This window comes from Nocardia sp. NPDC051321 (assembly GCF_044455225.1).
Lineage (GTDB): Bacteria > Actinomycetota > Actinomycetes > Mycobacteriales > Mycobacteriaceae > Nocardia.
The window spans coordinates 100,792-123,260 of sequence record NZ_JBITEM010000016.1; the positions used below are offsets into that span (position 1 = coordinate 100,792).

A 22,469-nucleotide genomic window follows, 5' to 3' on the forward strand; every position below is an offset into this window, starting at 1 on the left:
CCGCCTCAGCAGCACTCGCAGTCGGATCCAGCGACTTCGGATCGGCCAGCCGCGGCCGGTGTGGCGCAGCACGTGTCGCCACGCCACGCATTGCGGCCCTCCTTGACCGCGATGATCGCGATGACCAGTGCCGCGATCGGATCGGCCCATGACAAGCCGAACAAGCTGTTCAGCAACAGCCCGACCAGCAGGACCGCTGAGAGGTACGTGCACAGCAGGGTCTGCTTCGAATCGGCGACCGCCGTCAGCGAACCGAGTTCACGCCCCGCCCGCCGTTGCGCCAACGACAACACCGGCATAACAGCCAAACTTACTGCGGCCAAAGCAATTCCGATCGGCGATTGCCGCGCCTCGGCGACCCCGAGCAGTGAGCTGATCGCGTCGACCGTGACATAGAGGGCCAGCGCGAAGAACGAGAACGCGATGATCCGCAGCGTTACCCGTTCGCGCGCCTCGGGGTCCTTGCCGGAGAACTGCCACGCCACCGCCGCCGCGGAGGACACCTCGATCACCGAGTCGAGTCCGAAGCCGATCAACGCAGTCGAGGACACCCGGGCGCCTTCGGTCAACGCGATCACCGCTTCGATCACGTTGTAGGCGATCGTCGCCGCGACGAACAACCGGATCCGCCGCGAAAGTACTTGCCGCCGTGCCGAAGCCGGAGCGCCGAGCACCAGGTCCGAGGCCATCAGCAGCACCCATGCGAGCCGGCGTCAGGACAGCAGGCCGGATCGACCGCCAGCACCAGGCCGACCAGGTCATCGAGCGCGCGACCGATCCGCGCGTCCGCCAGCTCGTACCGGCTCCGTCGCCCCTCCGGAACCGCGACAACCAGTCCGCAGCCGCGCAGGCAGGCAAGGTGGTTGGACAGGATCTGCCGCGAAACACCGATCCGATCGGCAAGCTCCGACGGATAACTCGGCGCTGTCCGCAGCGCCAGCAGGATCTGCGATCGCGTCGAGTCCGACAGCGCGTATCCGAAGCGGGACAGCGCGTCACTGTGCACCAACGTGGCCATACTTGGACGGTACAGATTTTGCTGTATTCATGTCAATCTGTACAACAGCGACTGCGCGAGAGGCATCGGGGCGACCGCGCAGTGCGCTACGCTGCCGAACTAGAACATGTTCCATGGGGAGGGGCTTGCGCGATGCGGACAGCGTGGATCGTACTGTTGCGGGCCGCGGTCATCGCCGTGGTCTTCGGGCTGGTGACGACGTGTGCCTGCTGGGCAACGGCGGTGCCACTGCCGGACCAGGACTCGTTCTACGCCGCACCTCCCGGTATCGCGGGCCTGCCCGACGGCACCGTGCTCGCGTCCCGGCCGATCGAGGCGCAGTCCTTCCTGCAGCGCCTGCCCGCGGACGCGTGGCAGATGCAGTACAAGACGATCGACAATCACGGTCGGCCCAGCGCCTACGTCGCCACAATTCTTGTGCCGCAGCAAGAATGGACCGGCACCGGCCCGCGGCCCCTGGTGTCATATCAGGTCGCCGAAGACGGTGTCGGCGCCAAATGCGCGCCCTCCTACGCGTTGCGCGGCGGGCTCGGCGGCGGTCCGAGTAACGCGTTCTCCGAGACCGGCGTGATTCGTCTTGCGCTCCAACAAGGTTGGGCCCTGGTGGTGCCGGACTATCAAGGACCCGACTCCGACTTCGCCGGCGCCGACGGCTACGCCCACGGTGTACTGGACGGCATTCGCGCCGCCAGAGCGTTCGCCCCTGCGGCTGTCGAATCCGCCGCGCCGATCGGCCTGTGGGGCTACTCCGGCGGGGCGCAGGCCACCGCTGTCGCGGCCCAAATGCACAGTGCCTACGCCCCGGAACTGCCCTTGACAGCGGCGGCACTCGGCGGTGTGGTTGCCGACCTAGGGGCGACATTGTCGGGCTTCAGCGGCGGGATCGCAGGCGGCGCTGTCGTTGTCGGCCTAGCCGGCTTGAACCGGTCCTATCCCGAGGCCAACGTGCTCCAGTACCTCAACGAATCCGGCCGCGCGATGCTGGCCGCAGGCCAGACGGATTGCCTGCACGACGCAGCACTCGCGCACCCCTTCCTCCGTGCGGCGGAACTCGAGGCGTGGCCGGGCTCGATCACGAACAACGCCGCGCTCAGCAGGTTCGTCGACATGGCAAGCCCCCTCTTCCGCGACGGCGCGCCCAGCGCCCCGGTGCTGCTCTACCACGCGGTCGCCGACGAATTCGCCCCCGTCGGCGCCGCGCGAGCACTCGCCGAGAAGTATTGTGCCGCTGGAACTCCGGTGCAACGCACAGAGAATCCGAGCGGCGAGCACGGCAGCGAGGCCGCGGTGGGCCTGCCCACCGCCCTGACCTACCTCGCCGACCGCTTCGCTGGAAAGCCCGCCCCCAGCACCTGCTGACGAACAGCATGTGTTCGGTGAAATGCTCACCCACACAGTGCGTGCGTGAGCATGCCACCGATGTCCGTGTCGGCCACTGTGCCGGTGTAGGAGAAGGTGACGGCCTGTCCGGACGCGGTGGCACCGGAGATGGCGGAGAAGCCCTGGACACCGCCTACGTGACCGACCCACTTTGTGCCGCAAGGTAGTTGGGTGTATCCGATGCCGAGCCCGTAGGACATGCCGTCACCGCTGCCCATGTCGACACCGTCGAGCATCTGGTGCAACTGGGCCTGCGGCACCACCTGCCCGGCCAGCAGCGCGGTGAAGAATCGGTTCAGGTCGGCACCGGTGCTGACCAGCGCACCCGAAGTCCATGGCTGCGACGGTTCCATCAGCGTCTGGTCGGCCACCACGCCGTCGACCGTGGCGTACCCGGTCAGGTGCGGATCGCGCAGACCGGTTTCGCCGGTGGCGGGGAGGTAGGTGTCCGACAGGCTCAGCGGAGTAAGGATTCGGTCGCGCAGTTCATCGGCGTACCGGTGCCCGGTCACCGCCTCGATCAACACGCCTGCGACGAGGTAATTGGTGTTGGAGTACGCGAAGCCGGTGCCGGGAGCGAACTGCGCCGGATGCTGTAGGGCTAAGGCGATCTCCTGCGCGGGGGTGTAGGTGCGGCCGACGCGTGCCGCCTCGTGCTCGTTCAACCCCGTGGGCTCGACCGCCTCAGGCAGGCCACTTCGATGTCCCAGTATCTGGCGGACGGTGATAATGCGCCCATCGATGCCGTCACCGACGAGCAGACCCGGCAGATACCTGTCGATCGGCTGGTCGAGATCGATCCGCTGCTCCGCCGCCAATTGCAGCACGATCGCGGCGGTGAAGGACTTGGTGATGCTGCCGATCCGGACGTGTTCGCCACGATCGGTAGTGATCGGGGTACGAGCGGCGACATCGGCGAGCCCGGCGGTCAGGACCGTCGTGACACCGTTGTCGGTGAGCGTGGCAAGGGCGCCGACAGCACCGGAACGGGTCAACGCGTCGAGGTCGCGACTGACCGTGTCCACCCGGGCACCGTCCAACGGCCGCGCGGCCGCCTCGACCGAGTCCGTCGCACAGCCGGTCAACAGCACGGCCACCGTGCCGATCGAGAGAGCAAAAGCTGAAATACGCATGATCCGACGGTAAAAACCCCAGACCCGCAGTCACATTGGACTGCGGTACTACAGGCACATCGGTCTGGAGTACCAGAGGCCACGGACCGTCGAAAGGTTCTAGCGTTCGAGCTGGTCCTCGGCATCCGCCCGCTGGCCGGTGCCACGATCACCGGCGAGGAGTGCGGCGAGGGCTTGGCGGTCGAGTTTTCCGCGGGGGGTGCGCGGGAGGGTGGGCAGGGTGCGGAGCTGGACCGGGATGCTCGGGCTCGGCAGGGTTGTGCGCAGGTGGCGCCAGATTTCGTCGGTGGCGGGCGCGGTTTCGTCGACCACGATCGCGGCGGCGGGGGCTTGGCCCATGCGGGGGTCGGGGATGGCGATGCAGGCGGCTTCGGCGATGCCGGGGATCGCGGTGAGGGCGGCTTCGATGGCAGCGGGCTCTACGTTCAGTCCGGCTCGGATGAGCATTTCGCTGGCGCGGCCGAAGAGTTGAAGTTGGTTGCCGAGCGCTCGGCCCCTGTCCCCCACCGACATCCAGCCGTCGACGGGACCGTCCGCGATGCCGTGGTCGGTGAGGTAGCCGTCGAAGAGCATATTGCTGCGGACGAAGACCAGGCCGTCTCGGATGTCCACCTCGACTCCGTCGAACAGTTCGCCTGCCGCGTTCTCGTCGGTGTCGCCGAGTCCTCGGTCGAAGGAGACGAAGCTCAGTTCGGAGGCGCCGTAGAAATGTACTAGCGAGGCGTTCGGCAGCATCGCTTGCAGCGCTTGCCTTCCCGTGCGCGGCCAGCGGGCCGCCGAGGAGAGCACCTCGCGGACAGCGGGAAACGGGCCGGTGCCGGACCGGACTATGTCCCAGGCGATGGTCGGCACCGAATACAGTTGTGTCGCACCGTCTTCGAGCGACTCGACGACCGGGCGCAGGTCCACGGTCGCGCCTCGGGTCAGCGCATGCAGTGCGCCGTACAGGAAATGGGTGTGGTCGAGGACGCCGGGGGTCGAGACGCGGTCGCGGGCGCCGATATCGAAGGTGGCATCGGAACGGTCGAGGGTGGCGGCCCAGGATTGCTGGTTGCGTACGAACAGCTTTGGTTCGCCGGCGGTACCGGAGGTGATGCCGACCAACAGCTCGGTCTCGGGGAGAGCCCGGGCGGGCGAACCCTCCGATTCCAGCCCGGCGGCAGTGTGGATCGCGCCGTCGTATCCGATCTTCCGCAGTCGCCGGTGCTGCTGCGGCGAGGCGACGACGGCACTTGGTTTCGCGAGTTCGAGGACACGGGTCAGTTGCTCCGGCATGAGGTGCCGATGCAGCAGCACGATGCTGACACCGGCATACATGGCCGCCGCGACGACGACCAATGATTCGATGTCCGAAGTCGGCAACACCGCAACGCGATTCATGCCGTCGAGTCCGGCCGCGGTGCGGGTGACGCGCGACCAGAAGTCGCGATAGCCGACGTGCTCGCGAGGGGACAGGACGGCGGTCGCGTCCGGATACTCGGCGGCGCACCGGGCGATGCGCTCGGCCAGCAACTCACTCATCATCGACTCCTCTCGCGGCGAGCGCGTCACCCATCGCGTCCGCCGTCCGCAACGCGCGCACCAGCACCGGTGTCGCCAGCGCCGTCATCGACCATTGCAGGCCGCGGGCCCGGCGCGCCTCCGCGACATCGTGCACGATGCCTGCCAGCAGCGGAACGCACCGAATGGCAAGCGCCAGTAGCAAACCGACGCGATCCGGGTCGACGCCGAACCTGCGCAACGGCCCGAGCGCGCGGGTCACCGTGTCGAGCAGGTCGGTCACGCGGGTGGTCAACGTGACCAAGGCCGCGAGCGCCACCGAGATCAGCAGCACGCCGCACACCACAACCGCCCGCGCGGGCGTGCTGATCAGCACCTGGAACACGGCGATGATCAGCAGCATCCACACCATCGGACGCAGTTGCGCCACAGCGACTTCGACGGGAATGCGGGCAAACGCGAACAATCCAGCCACCGCCGCCGCCACAATCCCGACCTCGATCGGGTTGCGCACGAACACCGTTGCCGCGACGATCGACACGATCAGCAGCAACAGCTTCGCTCCGGCAGGCATCCGGTGCAGCAGCGAGTCGCCCGGGCGGTACAGCCCGATCATTCGACCAGTTCCCGGTAGGCCGGTACGGCGTCGTCCGGGGTTCCGTCGAATGCCACCAGGCCGTCATCGATCACGATGACCCGCTCGAAACTGTCCAGCAGCGCCAGCTGATGCGTCACGACGATCACCTGCTGGTCCATCGCGTCCAGCGCGTCGGCGACGACGCGGGCGTTGCGCAGATCCAGCAGGGTGGTCGGCTCGTCGGCGACGATCACCTCGGGCCTGCGGATGAGGACCGCGCCGATGGCGAGCAATTGTTTCTGCCCGCCGGACAACAGATGCGAGGGATGGTCGCCGTGCTCGTGCAGCCGGAACCGGACGAGCATCTCCTCGACCCGCGCCGCGACCTCTTGCTTGGTCAACCCGGTCCGGCGCAGCGAGAAGGCGAGATCCTCTGCGACCGTTGGCATCACGATCTGGGTGTCGGGGTCGGTGAACACGAACCCGACCTTGCGCCGCACCTGCCCACCCTTGCGCGCCGCATCGATGCCGTCCACCGTGACGGTGCCCGAGGTCGGCGCCAGCAATCCGTTGATCATGCGCGCTAGGGTCGACTTCCCGGAGCCGTTGGCCCCGATGATGCCGACGCGCCGCTCGGTGATCCGAAGATCGATGCCGCGCAATACCTTTCGCTCACCGAAGCGATGACTGACCGAAGAAAAAACGATCTCACTCACGACTCCGCCTCGCTAGCGCTCGGCTCCGTCGCGCGCGAGGGCACACTGTGTCTTCGGTTCGCTCGCTGACGCTCACTCACGAAATACGCTCCACGAGCATGGCAATACCTTGACCACCACCGATGGCACACGCCGCGAGCCCCAGCGCGGGCCCGTCCGCGCGCAGCATCTGACTTGCCAACCGCACCAGCAAAATAGCTCCCGAAGCACCCCACGGATGACCCATCGCGATCGCCCCGCCCTGCGGGCAGATCGTGGATTCGTCCAAGCCGAGCTCATCCGACACCGCAAGCACCACGGACGCGAAAGCCTCGGTGATCTCCACGATCCCCAGCTCCGCAACCTCAACACCCGTGCGCCACAGCAGCTTCCGTATCGCCGGAACCGGCCCGAGCCCCGGGTACGCGGGATCCGAACCGGCCACCGCCGCACCGAGTATCCGCAACGCGGGCAGTCCCGCGGCCAACGACTCGCTCGTCACCGCGACCACCGCGGCCCCGTCGGAGATGCCACACGAATTACCCGCGGTCGCCGTACCGTCGGCACCGAAGCTGGGTCGCAGCCGGGCGAGCCGCGCCTCGGTCAGGCCGGAACGGATGCGTTCGTCGCGACGCACCTCCCCGATCGGCACGATCTCCGCGGCGAAGTCGGCCGCGGCGGCCAGGGTGTGCGAACGCGCGGCATAGGCGTCCTGCCGCTCCCGGCTGATCCCGCTAACCCGCGCGAGATCGTCGGCCGCCACCCCCATGTCGGGGTCCGGAAAGCCGTGCGGCGCAAAGGGAGCGCGCGTGTACCGCGTCGGCTCGGCCCCCGCGACCGGCGGCCAGAACCGCCACGGCGCGGTACTCGCCGACTCGACACCGCCCGCCAGAATGAGCTCATCGGCCCCGCTGCGCACCCGCGTCGCCGCCTGCATCACCGCGTCCAGCCCTGACCCGCATTGCCGATCGACCGTGACACCGGGAACTCGCACGCCGAAACCGGCCCGCAACGCCGCGATCCGCGCCGGATCCCCGCCCGGCCCCAAGCAGTTGCCGAGGACGACGTCGTCCACCTCGGCGGCGACGCCCGCGCCGCGCAATGTCGACAGCACCTCGCGCAACACCGGCGCGGCCAGGTCGGTGGTCGTCAGCTCCGCGAACCCGTGCCCGGCATTGCCGATCGGCGTTCGACGCGGCGCTACCAGCACGGGGACCGAGTTCATGCCAGCAAGTCTTTCAGCTGACCTCTGGCCACCTTCCCGCTGGCGGTCCGTGGCAGCGTCGGCAGCGGGACCCAGCGACGCGGCATGGCCTCTTTCCGCAGCAGCCCGCGGGCCTGCGCACGGACCGCGCCGATCCCGACGCCGTCGAGTTGCACTGCGGCCGTGACGATCTCACCGAACACCGCGTGCGGCGAGCCGACCACCGCGACCGCCGCGACACCGTCGAGGGTGCCGAGGACGCGTTCGACATCCTCGGCGACGACCGTCGTGCCGCCGACATTGATCGCGGATTCACCCCGGCCCCGGACCGTGAGCTCACCGTTCGCCCCGAGCTCGGCGAGGTCACCGACGCCGAACCATTCGGGGGCGCCGAGCACGCTGTACGGGGTCCGGACAAAGAGCAGCCCATCGCGGATATCGGCCTCGACCTCGTCGAGCAGGCGAAGCGGCTCGGGCACCCGCCGTGCCGCGACGAGCGAGACCTCCGCGGACCCGTAGTACTCGACGATCTCGAGATCGTCCGCTGCCGCACGGGCACCGTCGTCCAGGGCAATGCCCGCGACGATCGCTGTGCGCAGCTTCGGTGCCTTACGCACCACGTCGCGCAGCACGGCGGGCACCGCGTGCACGACCGTCGCTCGCGCCGGATCGTCGGTGACGCACGCACCGCGCCACAGTGCGTGCAGCGCACCGAAGAGGTGCATCGTCGCGTGCAAGGGACCGGTGATGAGCACCCGGTCCGTGGCCTCGACCCCGGTGATGGCGGTGAAGGCCGGGAAGCTGTCGAACCAAGAGGCCGCGGTGCGCGCGAGCGGTCGTGGACGACCGGTGGAGCCCGAGGTCGTCACCAACAGGAACGCCGAAGGCGGAATGCTCGGGCGATCCGGACGCGCCGCGGGATTCTCGACGAGCACCGGCACTCCCCGTCGCGCGGCGGCGCAGACACAGATCAACGCGTCGGGAACCGACAGCGTCGAGGCGTCGTAGACGGGCGCGGCATCCCGTGCGATCCATTGCTCGATCGCCAGGTCGAGTTGGCCGTAAGTGTAAGCGCGACCGTCGAATTCGATGGCGAGCCGATCCCAGGAGCCGCCCAGCTCCGGACTACGCACGAATCAAACCGGGGTACGCGCGGTGCACACCCTTGGCGACCACCGTCGCGACGACAACCTTCGCCAAGTCGCCGGGGATGAACGCGAAGTTGGTGCTGATCGCATGCGCGATGTCCAGATCGGTGCGCAGCAGCAACCCGAGCGTGCCGAAGAGATAGATGACCACGAGCCCGCCGAGCGCGTTGATCAGCAGACCGAGTACCAGCGCATACTTGGGCAGAATCCGGGCGGTCAGCAGGCCGATGACCAGCGCCGCGGGCACCCAACCGACCAGGTATCCAGCACTCGGCCCGGCCATCGCCGTCAGTCCGGTTCGACCACCCGACAGCAGCGGCAGACCGATCAACGTCAACGCGAGGAACACCAGCACCGCGGCCGTCCCTTTGCGGGCACCAAGGACCGCCCCGGCCAGGATGACGCCGAGCGTCTGCACCGTGATCGGCACACCGCTGAAACCGACCGTGATGGCACCGGGCAGCCCCATCGCCGCGATCAGCGCGGCGAACACCGCGACCTGCGCGATATCCCGCGCGGAAAAGGCGGCTCTCGACCCCCGAGAGTTCTCGACACCGTCCACGACGACTTCCTCCAACTACCCAGCTTGAACGACGTTCAAGATAGCAGGCACGTGGTGGCCGACTTCAGCCGCACAGCGGCGCGGGATCAGTCGTGCGAGTGGGCCCTGGCCTGGATCCGCGCCTGCACCTCGGGCCTGCGCAGCGGCGGAATCGACTTCGGCGGAACCTTCCGATCCGGCAGTTGGTCCAGCAGCCTGGTCGTGATCGCCGCGATGTCCGCGACGGCGGCATCGACGGCGGGCTTGGTCGCGGCCGAGATGCTGGACAGCCCGCCGACCTTACGTACGTACTGCAACGCGGCGGCCTGGATCTCTTCCGGCGTCGCCGCGGGCTCTAGCCCGCGCAGGGCAGTGATGTTTCGACACATACTGCGAGGCTAATCCCCCGGTACGACAAGCGCCCGAGTCCGCGAGCAACGGGCCGCAGCGGCCGCGGTCGGAAGATAGCTACTCATCGGCGATCTGTCCGGACTTTCACGATTCGCGCCAAAGCGTAATCCGCCGGTGTCCCAATCGAACACGTGTCGTAACCATCCGAATAATAACGACTAATATTCGAAGTTTGCGTGCGCCCAACAGGTTCCGCGGCTTACGATCTACATCGTTGAAATGCACTGTCATATACCAACATTCACTCTAGCGTTCTGCTCCTGCGGGCAACTCGGCGCCTGCCGACCTGCCGCGCACAACCGTCGAATCTGAACGATCGCCTATTCGGACATTCGTAACACATCGTCCGAGGCGACCATTTCGAGGTGAGGATCAAATATGACAATCGAAATGCCAGTTTCCACCGAAACCAATGGCAACGGCAATGGCAACGGCAATGGCAATGGCCGCAAGAGTCTCAGTACCGCGGCCGCGCACCAGTTGGCGACCACCACCAAATCCGAACCCCAGATGCAGGGCATCAGCTCACGCTGGCTGACCCGCATGCTGCCATGGACACAGGTCAACGGCGGTATCTACCGGGTGAACCGCCGCCTCACCCACACCCTGGGCAACGGCGAGATCGAGTTCGTCATCGACGGCTCACACGCCCAGGTCATCCCCGAGGAACTGCGCGAGCTGCGCGCGCTGCACGACGTCGACGACGAGGAAGTACTGCGGGCACTCGCGCAACGATTCGAACAGCGCGACCTCGAACCGGGCACCGTCGTCGCCGAATTCGGCAACCCGATGAACCAGATCATGCTCATCGTGCACGGAAAATTGGCCAAGATAGGTTCCGGTGAATACGGCGAGCAGACCAAGCTCGGCATGCTCGCCGGCGGCAACTTCTTCGGCGACGAATGCATCACCGACGACTCCGCCATTTGGCCGGTCACCGTCAAGGCGGTCACCAAAACCACCATGCTGGTGATGACCCGGCAGGCGTTCGAGGAAGTACTCGACAACGCTCCCGCGCTGCGGGAACAACTCTCGCAGGTGGCGGCGGCCGCCGCGCAACCACAGAACAAGCAGGGCGAGGCGGCGATCCAGATCCATTCCGGCCACGAGGGTGAACCCCTCCTGGACGGCACCTTCGTCGACTACGACGCCAGCCCACGCGAATACGAACTCAGCCTGGCGCAGAGCGTCCTTCGGGTGCACACCCGCGTCGCCGATCTGTTCAACGATCCGATGAACCAGACCCAGCAGCAGTTGCGGCTGACCATCGAGGCGCTCTACGAACGCCGCGAGTACGACCTCGTCAACAGCCCCGACTTCGGACTGCTGAACAACTGTGATCTGAAGCAGCGCATCTACACCGAGTCCGGCCCGCCCACCCCGGACGACATGGATGAGCTGCTCAGCATGCGACGCAGCACCAATCTCTTTATCGCGCACCCGAAAGCGATCGCCGCGTTCGGTCGCGAATGCAGCAAGCGCGGCCTGTATCCGGATCCCGTCGACGTCGACGGCCACCGGGTACCCGCCTGGCGCGGGGTACCGATCTTCCCCTGCGCCAAGATCGCGGTCAGCGGCACCCAGACCACGTCCATTCTCGCCATGCGCCTCGGCGAGAAGGATCAGGGCGTCATCGGCCTGCACACCGTCGGGCTCCCCGACGAATACGAGCCGAGTCTCAACGTCCGCTTCAAGGGCATCGACGACCAATCCATCATCTCCTACCTGGTGAGTTGTTATTACTCGGCGGCGATCCTCGTCCCCGACGCGCTCGGCATCCTCGACAACGTCCTTGTCGCACGCCAGACCGACTGACGAGACGATCAGCGACCTCGATGTCTTCGACGCCGCGGCGGCCATGAAACATCAAGCGGCCGCGGCGTTCCCAGGTCGTCGGCGACCAGATTCCGGCGTCGGCGGCACCGCAAGGGAAGGTGTATGTGCTGATGGTCGAGAGCACCTCGGCGGCGACCAGCCACCGAGCAAGAGAGATCCTGTCCAGCGCCCGCACGATGTGTGATCCGCTGCTGCGCGAGGCGGTTTCGTCGTTACCCGAGCCGCTGTGCCTGATGGGCGGCTACCACTTCGGCTGGTGGGATGCCGAAGGCACCGCGACGCCGCAACCGGGCGGGAAGGCGCTGCGGCCCGCGCTGACCGTCTGCTCGGCCGTCGCGTGCGGCGCCACCCCGCGGGCCGCGCTCGCCGCGGCCGCCGCGGTGGAGCTGGTGCACAATTTCACGCTCCTGCACGACGACATCATGGATGTCGATCAGATCAGGCGGGGCAGGCCCGCCGTCTGGACGATCTGGGGCGTGCCCGACGCGATGCTGCTCGGGGACGCGTTGCACAGCTTGGCGGCCCGGGTGCTGGTGACCGGTCTACCGGGTCGGACCGCCACAGCGGCGATCGCCAGGCTCGAATCGGCGGTCATCGAGATGTGCCACGGTCAGCACAAGGACTGCCGGTTCCGCTCGGTCGGGCCGGTCGATGTCGAGGAATACGCGCGGATGGCCATGGGCAAGACCGGGGCGTTGATGGGCTGTGCCTGCGCGCTCGGGGCCGTGTGCGCGCAGGCGGATCTGCCCACCGTGACGGCGATGGACACGTTCGGGCGTGAACTTGGCATGGCCTTCCAGTTCGTCGACGATCTGATCGGCATCTGGGGAGACCCGTCGGTCAGCGGCAAACCAACGAATGACCTTGCCCGCCAGACGATGTCGCTGCCGGTGGTGTCGGCCCTCGGCTCCGGCACCGCGGCGGCCGCGGAGCTGGCGACGATGTACGGCCGCGATCCGGACTCGATGGATATCGCTCGGGCCACCGCCCTTGTCGAGTCGGCGGGCGGGCGCGAGTGCACCCAGCAGCTCGCCGACCGCCGGGTGCGTGCGGCCATCGCGGCGCTGGCCGATCCCGCCGCAGCCGCGGACCTGGTGGTGCTGGCAGGCATGGTGTCGCGCCGGAACCACTGAGCCGCGAGTGTCGACCGTAAGGAGATGACATGCAGCCCTTCGAACTTCCCGATTTCTACATGCCCTACCCGGCCAGGCTCAATCCGCACGTGGACAGCGCACGGGCGCACACCAGGATCTGGGCCGACGAGATGGGTTTCTTCGAACCAGAACAGGGACACCACATTTGGGACGAGAGCGATCTCGAAAAGCACGATTACGGCCTACTGTGCGCTTACACCCATCCCGACTGTGACAGCGCGGAATTGTCTCTCATTACCGACTGGTATGTTTGGGTGTTCTATTTCGATGATCACTTCCTCGAATTGTTCAAGCGAACCAGGGACACCGAGGGCGCGCGAATATATCTGGAGCGGCTGCGCGATTTCATGCCGCTGGCCGGCGGGCCGATGCCGGAGCCGACGAATCCGGTCGAGCGCGGTCTCGCCGATCTGTGGGTCCGGACCGTGCCGTCGATGCCGATGGACTGGCGGCAGCGCTTCGTCGCGACAACCACCGCGCTGCTGGAGGAGTCGCGGTGGGAGCTGGCCAATATCACCCAGGGCCGGATCGCGAATCCGATCGAGTACATCGAGATGCGGCGCAAGGTCGGCGGCGCACCGTGGTCGGCCAACCTGGTCGAACACGCCGCCGGCGCCGTGATACCGGCCGACCTCGCCGCGACCAGGCCGCTGGAGGTGCTGCGCGACACCTTCGCCGACGCGGTGCACCTGCGCAACGACATCTTTTCTTACGAGCGCGAGGTGCGTCAGGAGGGTGAGAACGCCAACGGAATCCTGGTGGTGGAACAGTTCTTCGGCTACGACACCCAGCACGCCGCCGACGTCGTCAACGACCTGCTCACCTCACGCCTGCAGCAGTTCGAGCACACCGCACTCACCGAGCTGCCGATGCTGTTCGCCGAATACGCGGCAAGCCCGCAGGATCAGGCCGCGGTGGTCGCCTACGCAAAAGGATTGCAGGACTGGCAATCCGGCGGTCACGAATGGCACATGCGCTCCAGCAGATACATGAACAAGGGCGGCGCGACCGCGAGCGATCCGTTGCCACGCTTGTTCAAACCCGTCGGCCTCGGCAGTTCCGCGGTGTACCTGTTCGCCCCCAACGCGGCGCTCGGACCGAGCAGGCTGAAGAGTTTCCTGCGGCCGCGCTTCGAGGAGGTCGGGCCGACCGCGTTGCCGGATCTCTATCTGCCCTACCAGCTTCAATTGAGTCCGTTCGTCGATGCCGCCCGCGAGAACCTCCTCGCCTGGGCCAAGGAGATGGGCTTCCACGGCCCGGTACCGGAACTGGGCGGCCGCCCGCTGTGGCGGCCGGTTGATCTCGTCGAGTTCGACTTGGCGCTGTGCTCAGCGGGTTTGGATCCCGACGCCACCCTCGCCGAATTGGATCTCTCGGCCAATTGGCTGGCCTGGGGCACCTACGTCGACGACTACTACCCCCAGGTATTCGGACTGCACAAGGACATCGTCGCGGCCAAGCTGCAGGGTAAACGCTTCTCGGCGTTCATGCCGCTGGAGTCCGAGGTGGTCCCGCCCGCGACCAACGCGATGGAGCGCGCCCTCGCCGACCTCTGGCATCGGACCACCGCCGTCCTCGACGACGAACAGAAGCGCGAATTCCATCGCGCCGTAGTGGCTTTCCTGGGCAGCTGCGAATGGGAGGTGGCCAACGACATCGCCAATCGCATCCCCGACCCGGTCGACTATGTCGAAATGCGCCGCCGCACTTTCGGTTCGGATCTCACCATGGCGTTGTCGCGATTCTCGCACGGACATCTGGTGCCGCCGGACGTCTATCGAACCCAGACGATCTTGGACTTGGAGCACACCGCGAGCGACTACGCCACGATGGTGAACGACCTCTTCTCGTATCAGAAAGAGACACAGTACGAAGGGGACTTCCACAACGCGGTCCGCGTCATGCAGAACTTCTTCGACTGCGGTCCGGAGGACGGCGTCGCCATTGTCAACGACCTGCTGACCGCCCGGATGCAACAGTTCGAACGCATCGTCGGCCGCGAATTGCCCGCCCTTTACGAGGAATACGAGCTCGGTCAGGACGTGCGCGATTCGCTCGACCGGCGCGCCACCGAACTACAGGACTGGATGGCCGGAATCGTCAACTGGCACATATCGTGTGGCCGCTACAAGGAGGCACAACTCGAGGAACGCTATCGAAGCGTGCCCGAGGATCTGGTCACCGAGCCGCCGATCGAGGCAGGCCCCACGCCGTCGTTCGCCCGGCCGAGCGGCCTCGGCACCGGAGCGGTCCGCATCGACGGACTGTGTCGCTCGCTGAAGGCGAATATTTCTGCCCCGCAATCGGTGTCGCCATGACAACCGATCCCGCGGTAACGGTATTACTCGCCGCCCCTCGCTCGTTCTGCGCCGGCGTCGAGCGGGCGATCGACACCGTGGAACGGTTACTGGCCGCGCCGGATCGTCAGGAGCCGGTCTACGTGCGCAAGCAGATCGTGCACAACACCCACGTGGTCGCCGATCTGGCCGCGCGTGGCGCGGTATTCGTGGAGGAGCTCGACGAGGTTCCGGCGGGCGCGACGGTCGTCTTCTCCGCGCACGGCGTCTCCCCCGCCGTGCACCAACAGGCCGAAGAGCGCGGGCTGACGGTGATCGACGCCACCTGCCCGCTGGTCACCAAAGTGCATGCCGAGGCACGGCGTTTCGCGGCACGCGGCGACACCATCGTGCTCGTGGGGCACGCCGAGCACGAGGAAGTCGAAGGCACCGCGGGCGAGGCACCCGAGGTGACCCTGGTGATCGACAGTCCGGCCGAGGCCGCAACGCTCCAGGTCCCCGACGAAAACCGGGTCGCCTATCTGACCCAGACCACCCTGTCGGTCGACGAGGCCGAGGAGACCATTCAGGCACTGCGCCAACGCTTTCCGCTACTGCACGGGCCGAGCAGCGCCGATATCTGCTATGCCAGCACCAACCGGCAGCAGGCCGTCGAGGCGGTGGCGCGGCAGAGCGACGTCATGCTCGTCATCGGCTCGGAGAATTCCTCCAACTCCCGGCGACTGGTGGAAGTCGCTCGGCGCCAGGGTATTCCGGCCTACCTCATCGAGGACGCGTCGGCGATCTCGCCCGGGTGGCTGGCGTCCGCGACCACCATCGGCCTGTCCGCGGGCGCCTCCGCTCCGGCGGCGCTGGTGGACGCGGTCGTCGAGGCGCTGCGGGCCCGGGGTCCGGTCACGGTTCGCGAACACGTCATGACCGTCGAGGACATCGCGTTCGCCCTGCCGCCCGACGTTAGGCACCTCCATGACCACCAGTGATCTCGGCCTGCCGACCGCACTCCCGCGCCACCGCACCCGCAGGCTGAACATCGGCGGGGTCCCGGTGGGCGGCGGCGCGCCGATCTCCGTACAGACCATGACGACTACCCGCACCGCCGATGTCGACGGCACGCTGCAGCAGATCGCCGCGGTGACCGCGGCGGGCTGCGACATCATCCGGGTCGCGGTGCCGACCACCGAGGACGCGGCCGCGTTGCCGGCGATCGTGGCCCGATCCCCGCTTCCGGTGATCGCCGACATCCATTTCCAGCCGCGCTACGTTTTCGCCGCGATCGACGCGGGTTGCGCGGCGGTGCGGGTGAACCCGGGCAACATCAAGCAGTTCGACGATCGCGTCGGCGACATCGCGAAAGCGGCGGCGGCAGCGGGCATTCCGATCCGGGTCGGGGTCAACGCGGGTTCGCTCGATCCACGGGTGCTCGCCAAGCACGGCTCGGCCACCGCCGCCGCCCTCGTCGAATCGGCGCTCTGGGAGGCCGCGCTGTTCGAAGAGCACGGCTTCACCGACCTCAAGATCGCGGTCAAGCATCACGACCCGCGCACCATGATCGCGGCCAATCGTCTACTCGCCCAACGCTGCGACTACCCGCTGCACCTCGGCGTCACCGAGGCGGGGCCGATGTTCCAGGGCACCGTCAAATCTGCGGTGGCCTTCGCCATCCTGCTCGGCGAGGGCATCGGCGACACCATTCGCGTCTCCATCTCGGCGCCGCCGGTCGACCAGGTCAAGGCGGGCTGTCACATTCTGCAGTCACTCGGCCTGCGCCCGCGCAAGCTCGAGATCGTCTCCTGTCCCGGCTGCGGCCGGCTGCAAGTCGATATCCATCGGCTGGCCGGTCAGGTGGAGGCGGCGTTCGAGGGATTCCCGTATCCGCTGCGGGTCGCGGTGATGGGCTGTGTCGTCAACGGTCCCGGCGAGGCCCGCGAGGCCGACCTCGGTGTCTCCTCGGGCAACGGCAAGGGGCAGATCTTCGTCCGGGGCAAGGTGATTCGCACCGTGCCCGAACACCTCATCGTGGAAACGCTGGTGGCCGAGGCCGTCGCCCTCACCGGCCACCTCGAAGACGCACCGGCGGAAGGAATCTCATGACCACCGCGCACGCCGAACCCGCCGCGCCCGCGCCGGTGGATCTGGCCGCGATCCGGACCAGGGTGGACGGCGAGCTCGACCAGTTCCTGCGCGACAAGGCCGCCGCCACCGAACCGGCGCTGCCCGACGAGCTCACCGACATCGCGCGGGACTTTCTTTTCGCAGGCGGCAAGCGGATTCGCCCGCTGCTGTGTGTGCTCGGCTGGCACGCCGCGGGCGGGCGGATGCCCGTGCCGCAACCGATCGTGCGCGCCGCGGCCTCGGTCGAGCTGTTCCACGCGGCCGTGCTGATCCACGACGACATCATCGACAACAGCGACACCCGCCGCGATCACCCCACCGTGCACCGCGCGCTGGCGGCCCGGCATCGGGATCGCCGCGACCCCGGCCGATTCGGGGCGCACGCCGCCATCGTCCTCGGCGACCTGGCGATGGTCTGGTCGGCCGAATTGCTGCACACCGCGCGGCTGACCGCCACGCAACTGACCGAGGCGCTCACGGTGCTCGACGGCATGCGCGCGGACGTCATGTACGGCCAGTACCTGGACCTGATCACCACCGCACGACCGTCGCGCGACCTGGACCGGGCGATGCAGATCATCAGATACAAGACGGTGGCCTACACCTGCGAGCGTCCGCTCGAACTCGGTGCCGTGCTGGCCGGTGCCCGCCCCGGGGTCCGCGAGGCGCTCATCGCCTACGCCAGGCCGATCGGCGAGGCGTTCCAGTTGCAGGACGATCTGCTCGGCGTCTACGGCGATCCGGCGCGCACCGGCAAGTCCGACCTGGAGGATCTGCGCGAGGGCAAGCACACCGCGCTGGTCGCGCTCGCCCTCGAACACGCGAAGCCGGCGCAAGCCGCACAGCTGCTCACCCTGCTCGGCAATCCGGAATTGGACAGCGGGCAGGCCGACACCTGCCGCGAAATCCTCACCGCCACCGCACGTCCCCGCGTGGAGGCGATGATTCGCACCCGATGGGCGCAGGCCAACCGCGCCCTCGACGACGCGCCGTTCCCCGCCGCGGTCGGCCAGGCCCTGCGCCATGTCGCCGATGTAGTCGTCTCGAGGAACACCTAGGAAAGGCCGCGTCATGGATAGTGAGCTCGTTCAACAGTTGCTCGTGCCCGTCGCCGTCGCCGTCGTGGCCGTCATCGTGTTCGTCGTCGGGGACCGGCTGCGGCCCGCCTCGTGGCGCGAGACCGACGAAGAGGCCTCGGGCACCCTGGTCATCGACTTGATCAACACGCTTTTCATGGCCGTGGCCGCCTTCGTGGTGGTGATCTGCTGGCAGCAGTACGACAACGCGCACAATCACACGATCGCCGAGTCCAAGGCGCTCGTCGACGTCTACTGGGCCGCGCACTCCTTGCCCGATCCCGAACACCAGCAGGTGCAGAAGCTGGTGCACGACTACACCGAGCAGGTCGTGAACGTGGAGTGGCCGACGATGGACAAGGAAGGCCGGATGAGCCAGTCCACCCAGGACACCCTGGATACGTTGCGCGACAACGTGATGGCCATCCAGTCGCAGGATTCCAACGTCACCGACGTTCGAGCCAGCGCCGTCGCCGCCCTCGAAGCGGTCGCGCAGGCGCGCCACGACCGCTCGATGGACGCGGACCTCGGCATGCCCGGATTCCTGTACACCGCTTTGTGGTTCACCACGATTCTGCTGTTGTGCACCGCCGTGCTCTCCGGTGTCGTGGTCTCCAAGCGCAGCATTGTGATGACCGCGCTGCTCGGCATCGTGGTCGGCGCGGCGATCGTCGCGATCTACGGCCTCGATCGGCCGTTCTCCGGCGGGAACATCGTGTCGAAGGATGCCTTCACCTCGGCGCTGTCCCGGTTCCAGCACATCACCTAGCGGAAATCGTTGCCTGAACACCACTTACGGATAGGGATGTGCGCACATGGCACACACCAGAGGACTCGCCATCGCGTCGGCACTGCCGCTGGCCGCGGCGCTGCTGGCCGGGCAGACCACGGTCGCGGCCGCTGAACTGTTACCGCCGGACTGGCCGACGATCGGCGAAATCATCAGTGGCAGTGCGTCTCCGGGGTCTGTTGATACCGGAAGCGCGTCCGTCGGGGCAGAACTCGGCCTCGCACCGAGTGCACCGGCGGGGCACGGTCAGCTCGGGACCGGCAGTGCGGGCACCGGTCTCGGTCTCGGCGCCGCCACCGGGCAGGCCCGCGACCCCGCACCACCCCCGGCCGAAGAGCCCGTTGCCGCGCAGCCCCTGCCCGGCGGCTCTGCCGAAATCCCCGATCTCGACTCCGACGACGTCCGAAACGCATGCACCGGCAGCGTGGCCGTCGGCGGCGCGCTGATTCTGCTCGGCCTGGTCACCGGCAGCTCGCACGGCATCCTCGGCTCCAGCGGCTCCGCACTCGGCAGCGTCGTGGTCGGCAGCGCAGCGACCGGCAGCGGGCTGGCGTGTCTGCTGTGGCCGCGCGACTTGCCGCCCTTTCCCGGTGCGCCGCTCTTGCTCTTCCCGCCTGCCCCCGCTTTGCCGGTCGTCGCGCCGCCCCCGGTCGAGGCCCCGCCGCCGCCCGCACCCGAGCCGACACCACCGATGCCGAACCTGCCGGTCGTCGAAAGACGGCCGCCGCCAATGTATCTGGCGGAAGCCGAACCGACACCCGACCGCGTCGCCTGGAACATCATGCAGCTGCTGACCATCATGGTCGTCGCGATCCTCACCACGGTGCGCGGCGTAACCGTCGTCAGGCGCAGCAAGCACGCGAGCTAACTACAGCGTCGCCACCATTCCAGGAAATGCGCGAGCGCGGGGGCTTCCGAGCCGCGCATCCAGGCGATCTGGATGGCGATTTGCGGTGCGTTGGTGCCGAACGGAATGACGACGATATTCTCGTGCGCGATGCGGGTCGCGCGCTTCCGGTCGAGCACGCTGATTCCGGTACCGCTGGATACCAGGTCGAGTACCTGTTCGGCGTCGGATTCCTCGGCAACCAGGTTCGGTGCCCCGTCGCCCCAGATATGGCTGACCAATTCGTCGTAAAAGTCCGGTCCGGTCTGGCGTGACCAGAGCACGATCGGCTCGTCGACAATGTCGCCGATTTCGACGCTGTCCTTTTCGGCCAGCGGATGCCCTTTGGAGACCACCACCGCGGCTTCCTGCAGCCCGATCAGGTGCGTTTGCACCCGCGGATGGGCGATATTTCCGCGCACGAAAGCGACGTCTACCTCACCCGATTCCAGCAGGTCCAGATTCCACGACGTCCACCCCGTGATCGTCGACACATCGATGTCCGGAAATTCCTTACGGAAGGACCTGAGACGCTGTGAAATATCGCTGTCGGAGCCCGATCGAGTGAAGGCGACCTTCAACTCCCCGGCCGTGCCCGAGGCCCTGGCGCGGACGGTGCGTTCCAGGTCGGCGGCGGCCGACAGCAGTTGCTGGGCACCCGCCTGCAACGCCAGACCCGCCGGTGTCATGACGAAGCCGCGGCCGGTGCGCGCGAGCAACTCGACGCCCAGCTCCTTCTCCAGCGCCTTGACCTGCTGAGACAACGCGGGCTGGGTGATGTGCAGCGCTTCGGCCGCGCGACCGAAGTGCCGGTGCTCGGCTACCGCTAGGAAGTAACGAACGCGACGCAGGTCGTCCACGCGGTCAGCCTAGCCAGATAAGAGTTCCTTATCAACGGGAAGTAAATACGTATTGGACCTGGGGTTCTCCGCGGGCCGAGACTGTAGCTACCGATCCAGTCCACGTCCGCTACCGCGAGAAGGTGTTCCGATGCCGACAGTCGCCGCCGCCATAGCCGAGAATCTTCGAGCCAGGCGAATAACCGAATTCTTCGGCCAGAGCCTGCCGTCGCTGCTGGTATTGGCGGCCGAGGATCTCGGCATCCGCCAGATCGTTTACCGCACCGAAAACGCGGGCGGCACCATGGCCGACGGCTTTGCCAGGGTTTCCGGACGCTGTTCGGTAGTGGTGGCGCAAAACGGTCCAGCGGCGACGCTGCTCGTGCCGCCGCTCACCGAGGCGGCGAAGGTGTCGATTCCGGTGGTCGCCCTTATTCAGGACGTACCGAGCCCGATTCGCAACAAAAACGCGTTTCAGGAGATCGATCACCAGAGTCTGTTCTCCGGATGCACGAAATGGTTCGACCGCCTCGACGATCCGGACCGGGTGCACGACTATATCGACGCGGCATTCCGGGCGGCGACCAGCGGACGGCCGGGCCCCGCGGTCTTGATGCTGCCGAAGGATGTCCTCGAACTCGCCGCGCCGCCCCCGCCCGAGCACCTCGGTCCGACCGTGTTTCCGCTCGATCGAATCCGCCCGCCCGAGACCGCCGTCCGCACCGCGGCGCAACTGCTCGCCAACGCCAAACGGCCGCTCGTCGTCGCCGGTGGCGGCGCGGTCTCCGCCGACGCGGGTGCCGCGCTGGCCCGATTGAGCGACCTCGCCTCGCTGCCGGTCGCGACCACGCCGATGGGCAAGGGCGTGGTGCCCGACACCGCCGACCTGAGCGTCGGGGTCATCGGCAATTACATGGGCCCGCACGGGGTTTCGCACGGTATGCGGGAGTGGATCGCCGGGGTGGACACCGTCCTGCTCGCCGGTTCCCGCACCAACGAGAACGGCACCGACGGCTGGAGCCTGTTCCCCCGCGACGCCACCTTCATCCACCTCGACATCGATCCCAGCGAGATCGGCCGCAACTACCCGTCGCTTCGACTGGTCGGCGACGTCCGGACCGGCATAGACGACCTCGCGGCCGCGCTGCGCGAACTCGACCTGGGCGCCCGCGGTGCCGACCGGGCCGCGATCACCACACAGATCGCCCGATCCCGTGCCGAATTCGAGACGACAACGGCCGCCGTGCGCACCTCGACGCGGCAGCCGCTGCGCCCCGAACGGGTCGCCGACGAGATCAGCACCCTGCTGCCCGATGACGCGATCGTCGTCGCGGACGCCAGCTATTCCTCGATCTGGGTGGCCAACTACATCCGCGCCACCACCAACCGCCAGCGCTTCCTGCTGCCGCGCGGCATGGCCGGGCTCGGCTGGGGGCTCCCGCTGGCGCTCGGGGCGAAGGCGGCGCGACCTAACGCGCCGGTCATCTGTCTCGTCGGTGACGGCGGCTTCGCGCACTGCTGGGCGGAGATCGAAACCGCCGTGCGGGAAAACCTGGATGTCGTGGTGATCGTGCTGAACAACGCCATCCTCGGCTACCAGAAGCACGCCGAAATCGTCCAGTTCGGCAGGCCGACCTCGGCCGTCGAACTCGGTCACGTGGATCACGCGCAGATCGCGACCGCGTGCGGCGCCAACGGGCACACCATCCACACCGATATGGAACTGCGCGAAGCCCTTTCGAAGGCGATCGTCGACCCGGCCACCACCGTGCTCGACGTCGTCACCGACTCCGATGCCTACCCACCCATCACCGGTTGGGATACCAACCGCGCGCTCACCGATCATCTCGCCGACCAGAAGTTGAACTGACC

Annotated in this window: 21 protein-coding genes; 10 read left to right on the plus strand and 11 right to left on the minus strand. The window is 67.3% G+C overall.

All coding sequences use genetic code 11. The features are described 5' to 3' along the window. Window positions 1-5 precede the first annotated feature (5 nt). Entirely contained in the window at window positions 6-689 is a 684-nt protein-coding gene (locus ACIA8C_RS34050; protein WP_397141891.1) for a cation transporter, read from the minus strand. After that, window positions 689-1,018: an ArsR/SmtB family transcription factor gene (locus tag ACIA8C_RS34055; RefSeq protein ID WP_397141893.1), complete on the minus strand. Its 330-nt coding sequence runs from the start codon at window positions 1,016-1,018 to the stop codon at window positions 689-691. The genes ACIA8C_RS34050 and ACIA8C_RS34055 overlap by 1 nt, the downstream gene beginning before the upstream one ends. Before the next feature lie 132 nt (window positions 1,019-1,150). Here ACIA8C_RS34055 and ACIA8C_RS34060 point away from each other — a divergent pair, with 132 nt between their 5' ends. After that, the gene (locus tag ACIA8C_RS34060) at window positions 1,151-2,377 is read left to right on the plus strand and encodes a lipase family protein (protein ID WP_397141895.1); all 1,227 of its coding nucleotides are present in this window, start codon (window positions 1,151-1,153) and stop codon (window positions 2,375-2,377) included. 26 nt (window positions 2,378-2,403) lie between these two features. Here ACIA8C_RS34060 and ACIA8C_RS34065 read toward each other — a convergent pair whose 3' ends face one another. The 8 genes from ACIA8C_RS34065 to ACIA8C_RS34100 all read right to left on the minus strand — a co-directional run bounded on the left by ACIA8C_RS34065 (window position 2,404) and on the right by ACIA8C_RS34100 (window position 9,585). Next, on the minus strand, window positions 2,404-3,531 hold the full coding sequence (locus ACIA8C_RS34065) for a serine hydrolase domain-containing protein (protein WP_397141897.1): 1,128 nt from the start codon (window positions 3,529-3,531) through the stop codon (window positions 2,404-2,406). Window positions 3,532-3,630: 99 nt separating this feature from the next. Further along, on the minus strand, window positions 3,631-5,052 hold the full coding sequence (locus ACIA8C_RS34070) for a class I adenylate-forming enzyme family protein (protein ID WP_397141899.1): 1,422 nt from the start codon (window positions 5,050-5,052) through the stop codon (window positions 3,631-3,633). Further along, a complete protein-coding gene (locus ACIA8C_RS34075; protein WP_397141901.1) occupies window positions 5,045-5,647 on the minus strand; it encodes an energy-coupling factor transporter transmembrane component T family protein in 603 nt (200 codons plus the stop codon). Before ACIA8C_RS34075 ends, ACIA8C_RS34070 begins: the two co-directional genes overlap by 8 nt. Continuing rightward, the gene (locus ACIA8C_RS34080) at window positions 5,644-6,324 is read right to left on the minus strand and encodes an energy-coupling factor ABC transporter ATP-binding protein (protein WP_397141903.1); all 681 of its coding nucleotides are present in this window, start codon (window positions 6,322-6,324) and stop codon (window positions 5,644-5,646) included. Before ACIA8C_RS34080 ends, ACIA8C_RS34075 begins: the two co-directional genes overlap by 4 nt. 76 nt (window positions 6,325-6,400) lie before the next feature. Further along, on the minus strand, window positions 6,401-7,528 hold the full coding sequence (locus ACIA8C_RS34085) for a thiolase family protein (RefSeq protein ID WP_397141905.1): 1,128 nt from the start codon (window positions 7,526-7,528) through the stop codon (window positions 6,401-6,403). Next, window positions 7,525-8,640: a class I adenylate-forming enzyme family protein gene (locus tag ACIA8C_RS34090; RefSeq protein ID WP_397141907.1), complete on the minus strand. Its 1,116-nt coding sequence runs from the start codon at window positions 8,638-8,640 to the stop codon at window positions 7,525-7,527. The genes ACIA8C_RS34085 and ACIA8C_RS34090 overlap by 4 nt, the downstream gene beginning before the upstream one ends. Next, window positions 8,633-9,217, minus strand: coding sequence for a biotin transporter BioY (locus tag ACIA8C_RS34095; protein ID WP_397142151.1), 585 nt, complete (start codon window positions 9,215-9,217; stop codon window positions 8,633-8,635). The genes ACIA8C_RS34090 and ACIA8C_RS34095 overlap by 8 nt, the downstream gene beginning before the upstream one ends. An 86-nt stretch (window positions 9,218-9,303) precedes the next feature. Then, window positions 9,304-9,585, minus strand: coding sequence for a DUF2277 domain-containing protein (locus ACIA8C_RS34100; protein WP_397141909.1), 282 nt, complete (start codon window positions 9,583-9,585; stop codon window positions 9,304-9,306). Window positions 9,586-9,985: 400 nt separating this feature from the next. On the opposite strand from ACIA8C_RS34100, the gene ACIA8C_RS34105 reads away from it, so the two are divergent. The 8 genes from ACIA8C_RS34105 to ACIA8C_RS34140 all read left to right on the plus strand — a co-directional run bounded on the left by ACIA8C_RS34105 (window position 9,986) and on the right by ACIA8C_RS34140 (window position 19,740). Further along, the gene (locus ACIA8C_RS34105; protein WP_397141911.1) at window positions 9,986-11,422 is read left to right on the plus strand and encodes a family 2B encapsulin nanocompartment shell protein; all 1,437 of its coding nucleotides are present in this window, start codon (window positions 9,986-9,988) and stop codon (window positions 11,420-11,422) included. Window positions 11,423-11,553: 131 nt separating this feature from the next. After that, window positions 11,554-12,576 (plus strand): polyprenyl synthetase family protein, encoded by a 1,023-nt coding sequence (locus ACIA8C_RS34110; RefSeq protein WP_397141913.1) that lies wholly within the window; start codon window positions 11,554-11,556, stop codon window positions 12,574-12,576. A 29-nt stretch (window positions 12,577-12,605) separates the two neighbouring features. Further along, window positions 12,606-14,915 (plus strand): germacradienol/geosmin synthase, encoded by a 2,310-nt coding sequence (locus ACIA8C_RS34115; RefSeq protein WP_397141915.1) that lies wholly within the window; start codon window positions 12,606-12,608, stop codon window positions 14,913-14,915. After that, entirely contained in the window at window positions 14,912-15,874 is a 963-nt protein-coding gene (gene ispH, locus ACIA8C_RS34120) for a 4-hydroxy-3-methylbut-2-enyl diphosphate reductase (RefSeq protein ID WP_397141917.1), read from the plus strand. The genes ACIA8C_RS34115 and ispH overlap by 4 nt, the downstream gene beginning before the upstream one ends. Continuing rightward, the gene (gene ispG / locus ACIA8C_RS34125) at window positions 15,861-16,985 is read left to right on the plus strand and encodes a flavodoxin-dependent (E)-4-hydroxy-3-methylbut-2-enyl-diphosphate synthase (RefSeq protein ID WP_397141919.1); all 1,125 of its coding nucleotides are present in this window, start codon (window positions 15,861-15,863) and stop codon (window positions 16,983-16,985) included. The genes ispH and ispG overlap by 14 nt, the downstream gene beginning before the upstream one ends. Next, window positions 16,982-18,064 carry a polyprenyl synthetase family protein gene (locus ACIA8C_RS34130; protein WP_397141921.1) on the plus strand — a complete coding sequence of 361 codons (1,083 nt, stop codon included), beginning with the start codon at window positions 16,982-16,984 and terminating at the stop codon, window positions 18,062-18,064. The genes ispG and ACIA8C_RS34130 overlap by 4 nt, the downstream gene beginning before the upstream one ends. Before the next feature lie 13 nt (window positions 18,065-18,077). Then, window positions 18,078-18,851, plus strand: a complete 774-nt coding sequence (locus ACIA8C_RS34135) for a DUF4239 domain-containing protein (RefSeq protein ID WP_397141923.1) — start codon at window positions 18,078-18,080, stop codon at window positions 18,849-18,851. 46 nt (window positions 18,852-18,897) lie between these two features. After that, complete coding sequence (locus ACIA8C_RS34140) at window positions 18,898-19,740, plus strand: hypothetical protein (protein WP_397141925.1); 843 nt, start codon at window positions 18,898-18,900, stop codon at window positions 19,738-19,740. Here ACIA8C_RS34140 and ACIA8C_RS34145 read toward each other — a convergent pair. After that, on the minus strand, window positions 19,737-20,618 hold the full coding sequence (locus ACIA8C_RS34145) for a LysR family transcriptional regulator (protein WP_397141927.1): 882 nt from the start codon (window positions 20,616-20,618) through the stop codon (window positions 19,737-19,739). The genes ACIA8C_RS34140 and ACIA8C_RS34145 overlap by 4 nt on opposite strands. 130 nt (window positions 20,619-20,748) lie before the next feature. Here ACIA8C_RS34145 and ACIA8C_RS34150 point away from each other — a divergent pair, with 130 nt between their 5' ends. Further along, complete coding sequence (locus ACIA8C_RS34150) at window positions 20,749-22,467, plus strand: acetolactate synthase catalytic subunit (protein WP_397141929.1); 1,719 nt, start codon at window positions 20,749-20,751, stop codon at window positions 22,465-22,467. Window positions 22,468-22,469: the final 2 nt, after the last annotated feature.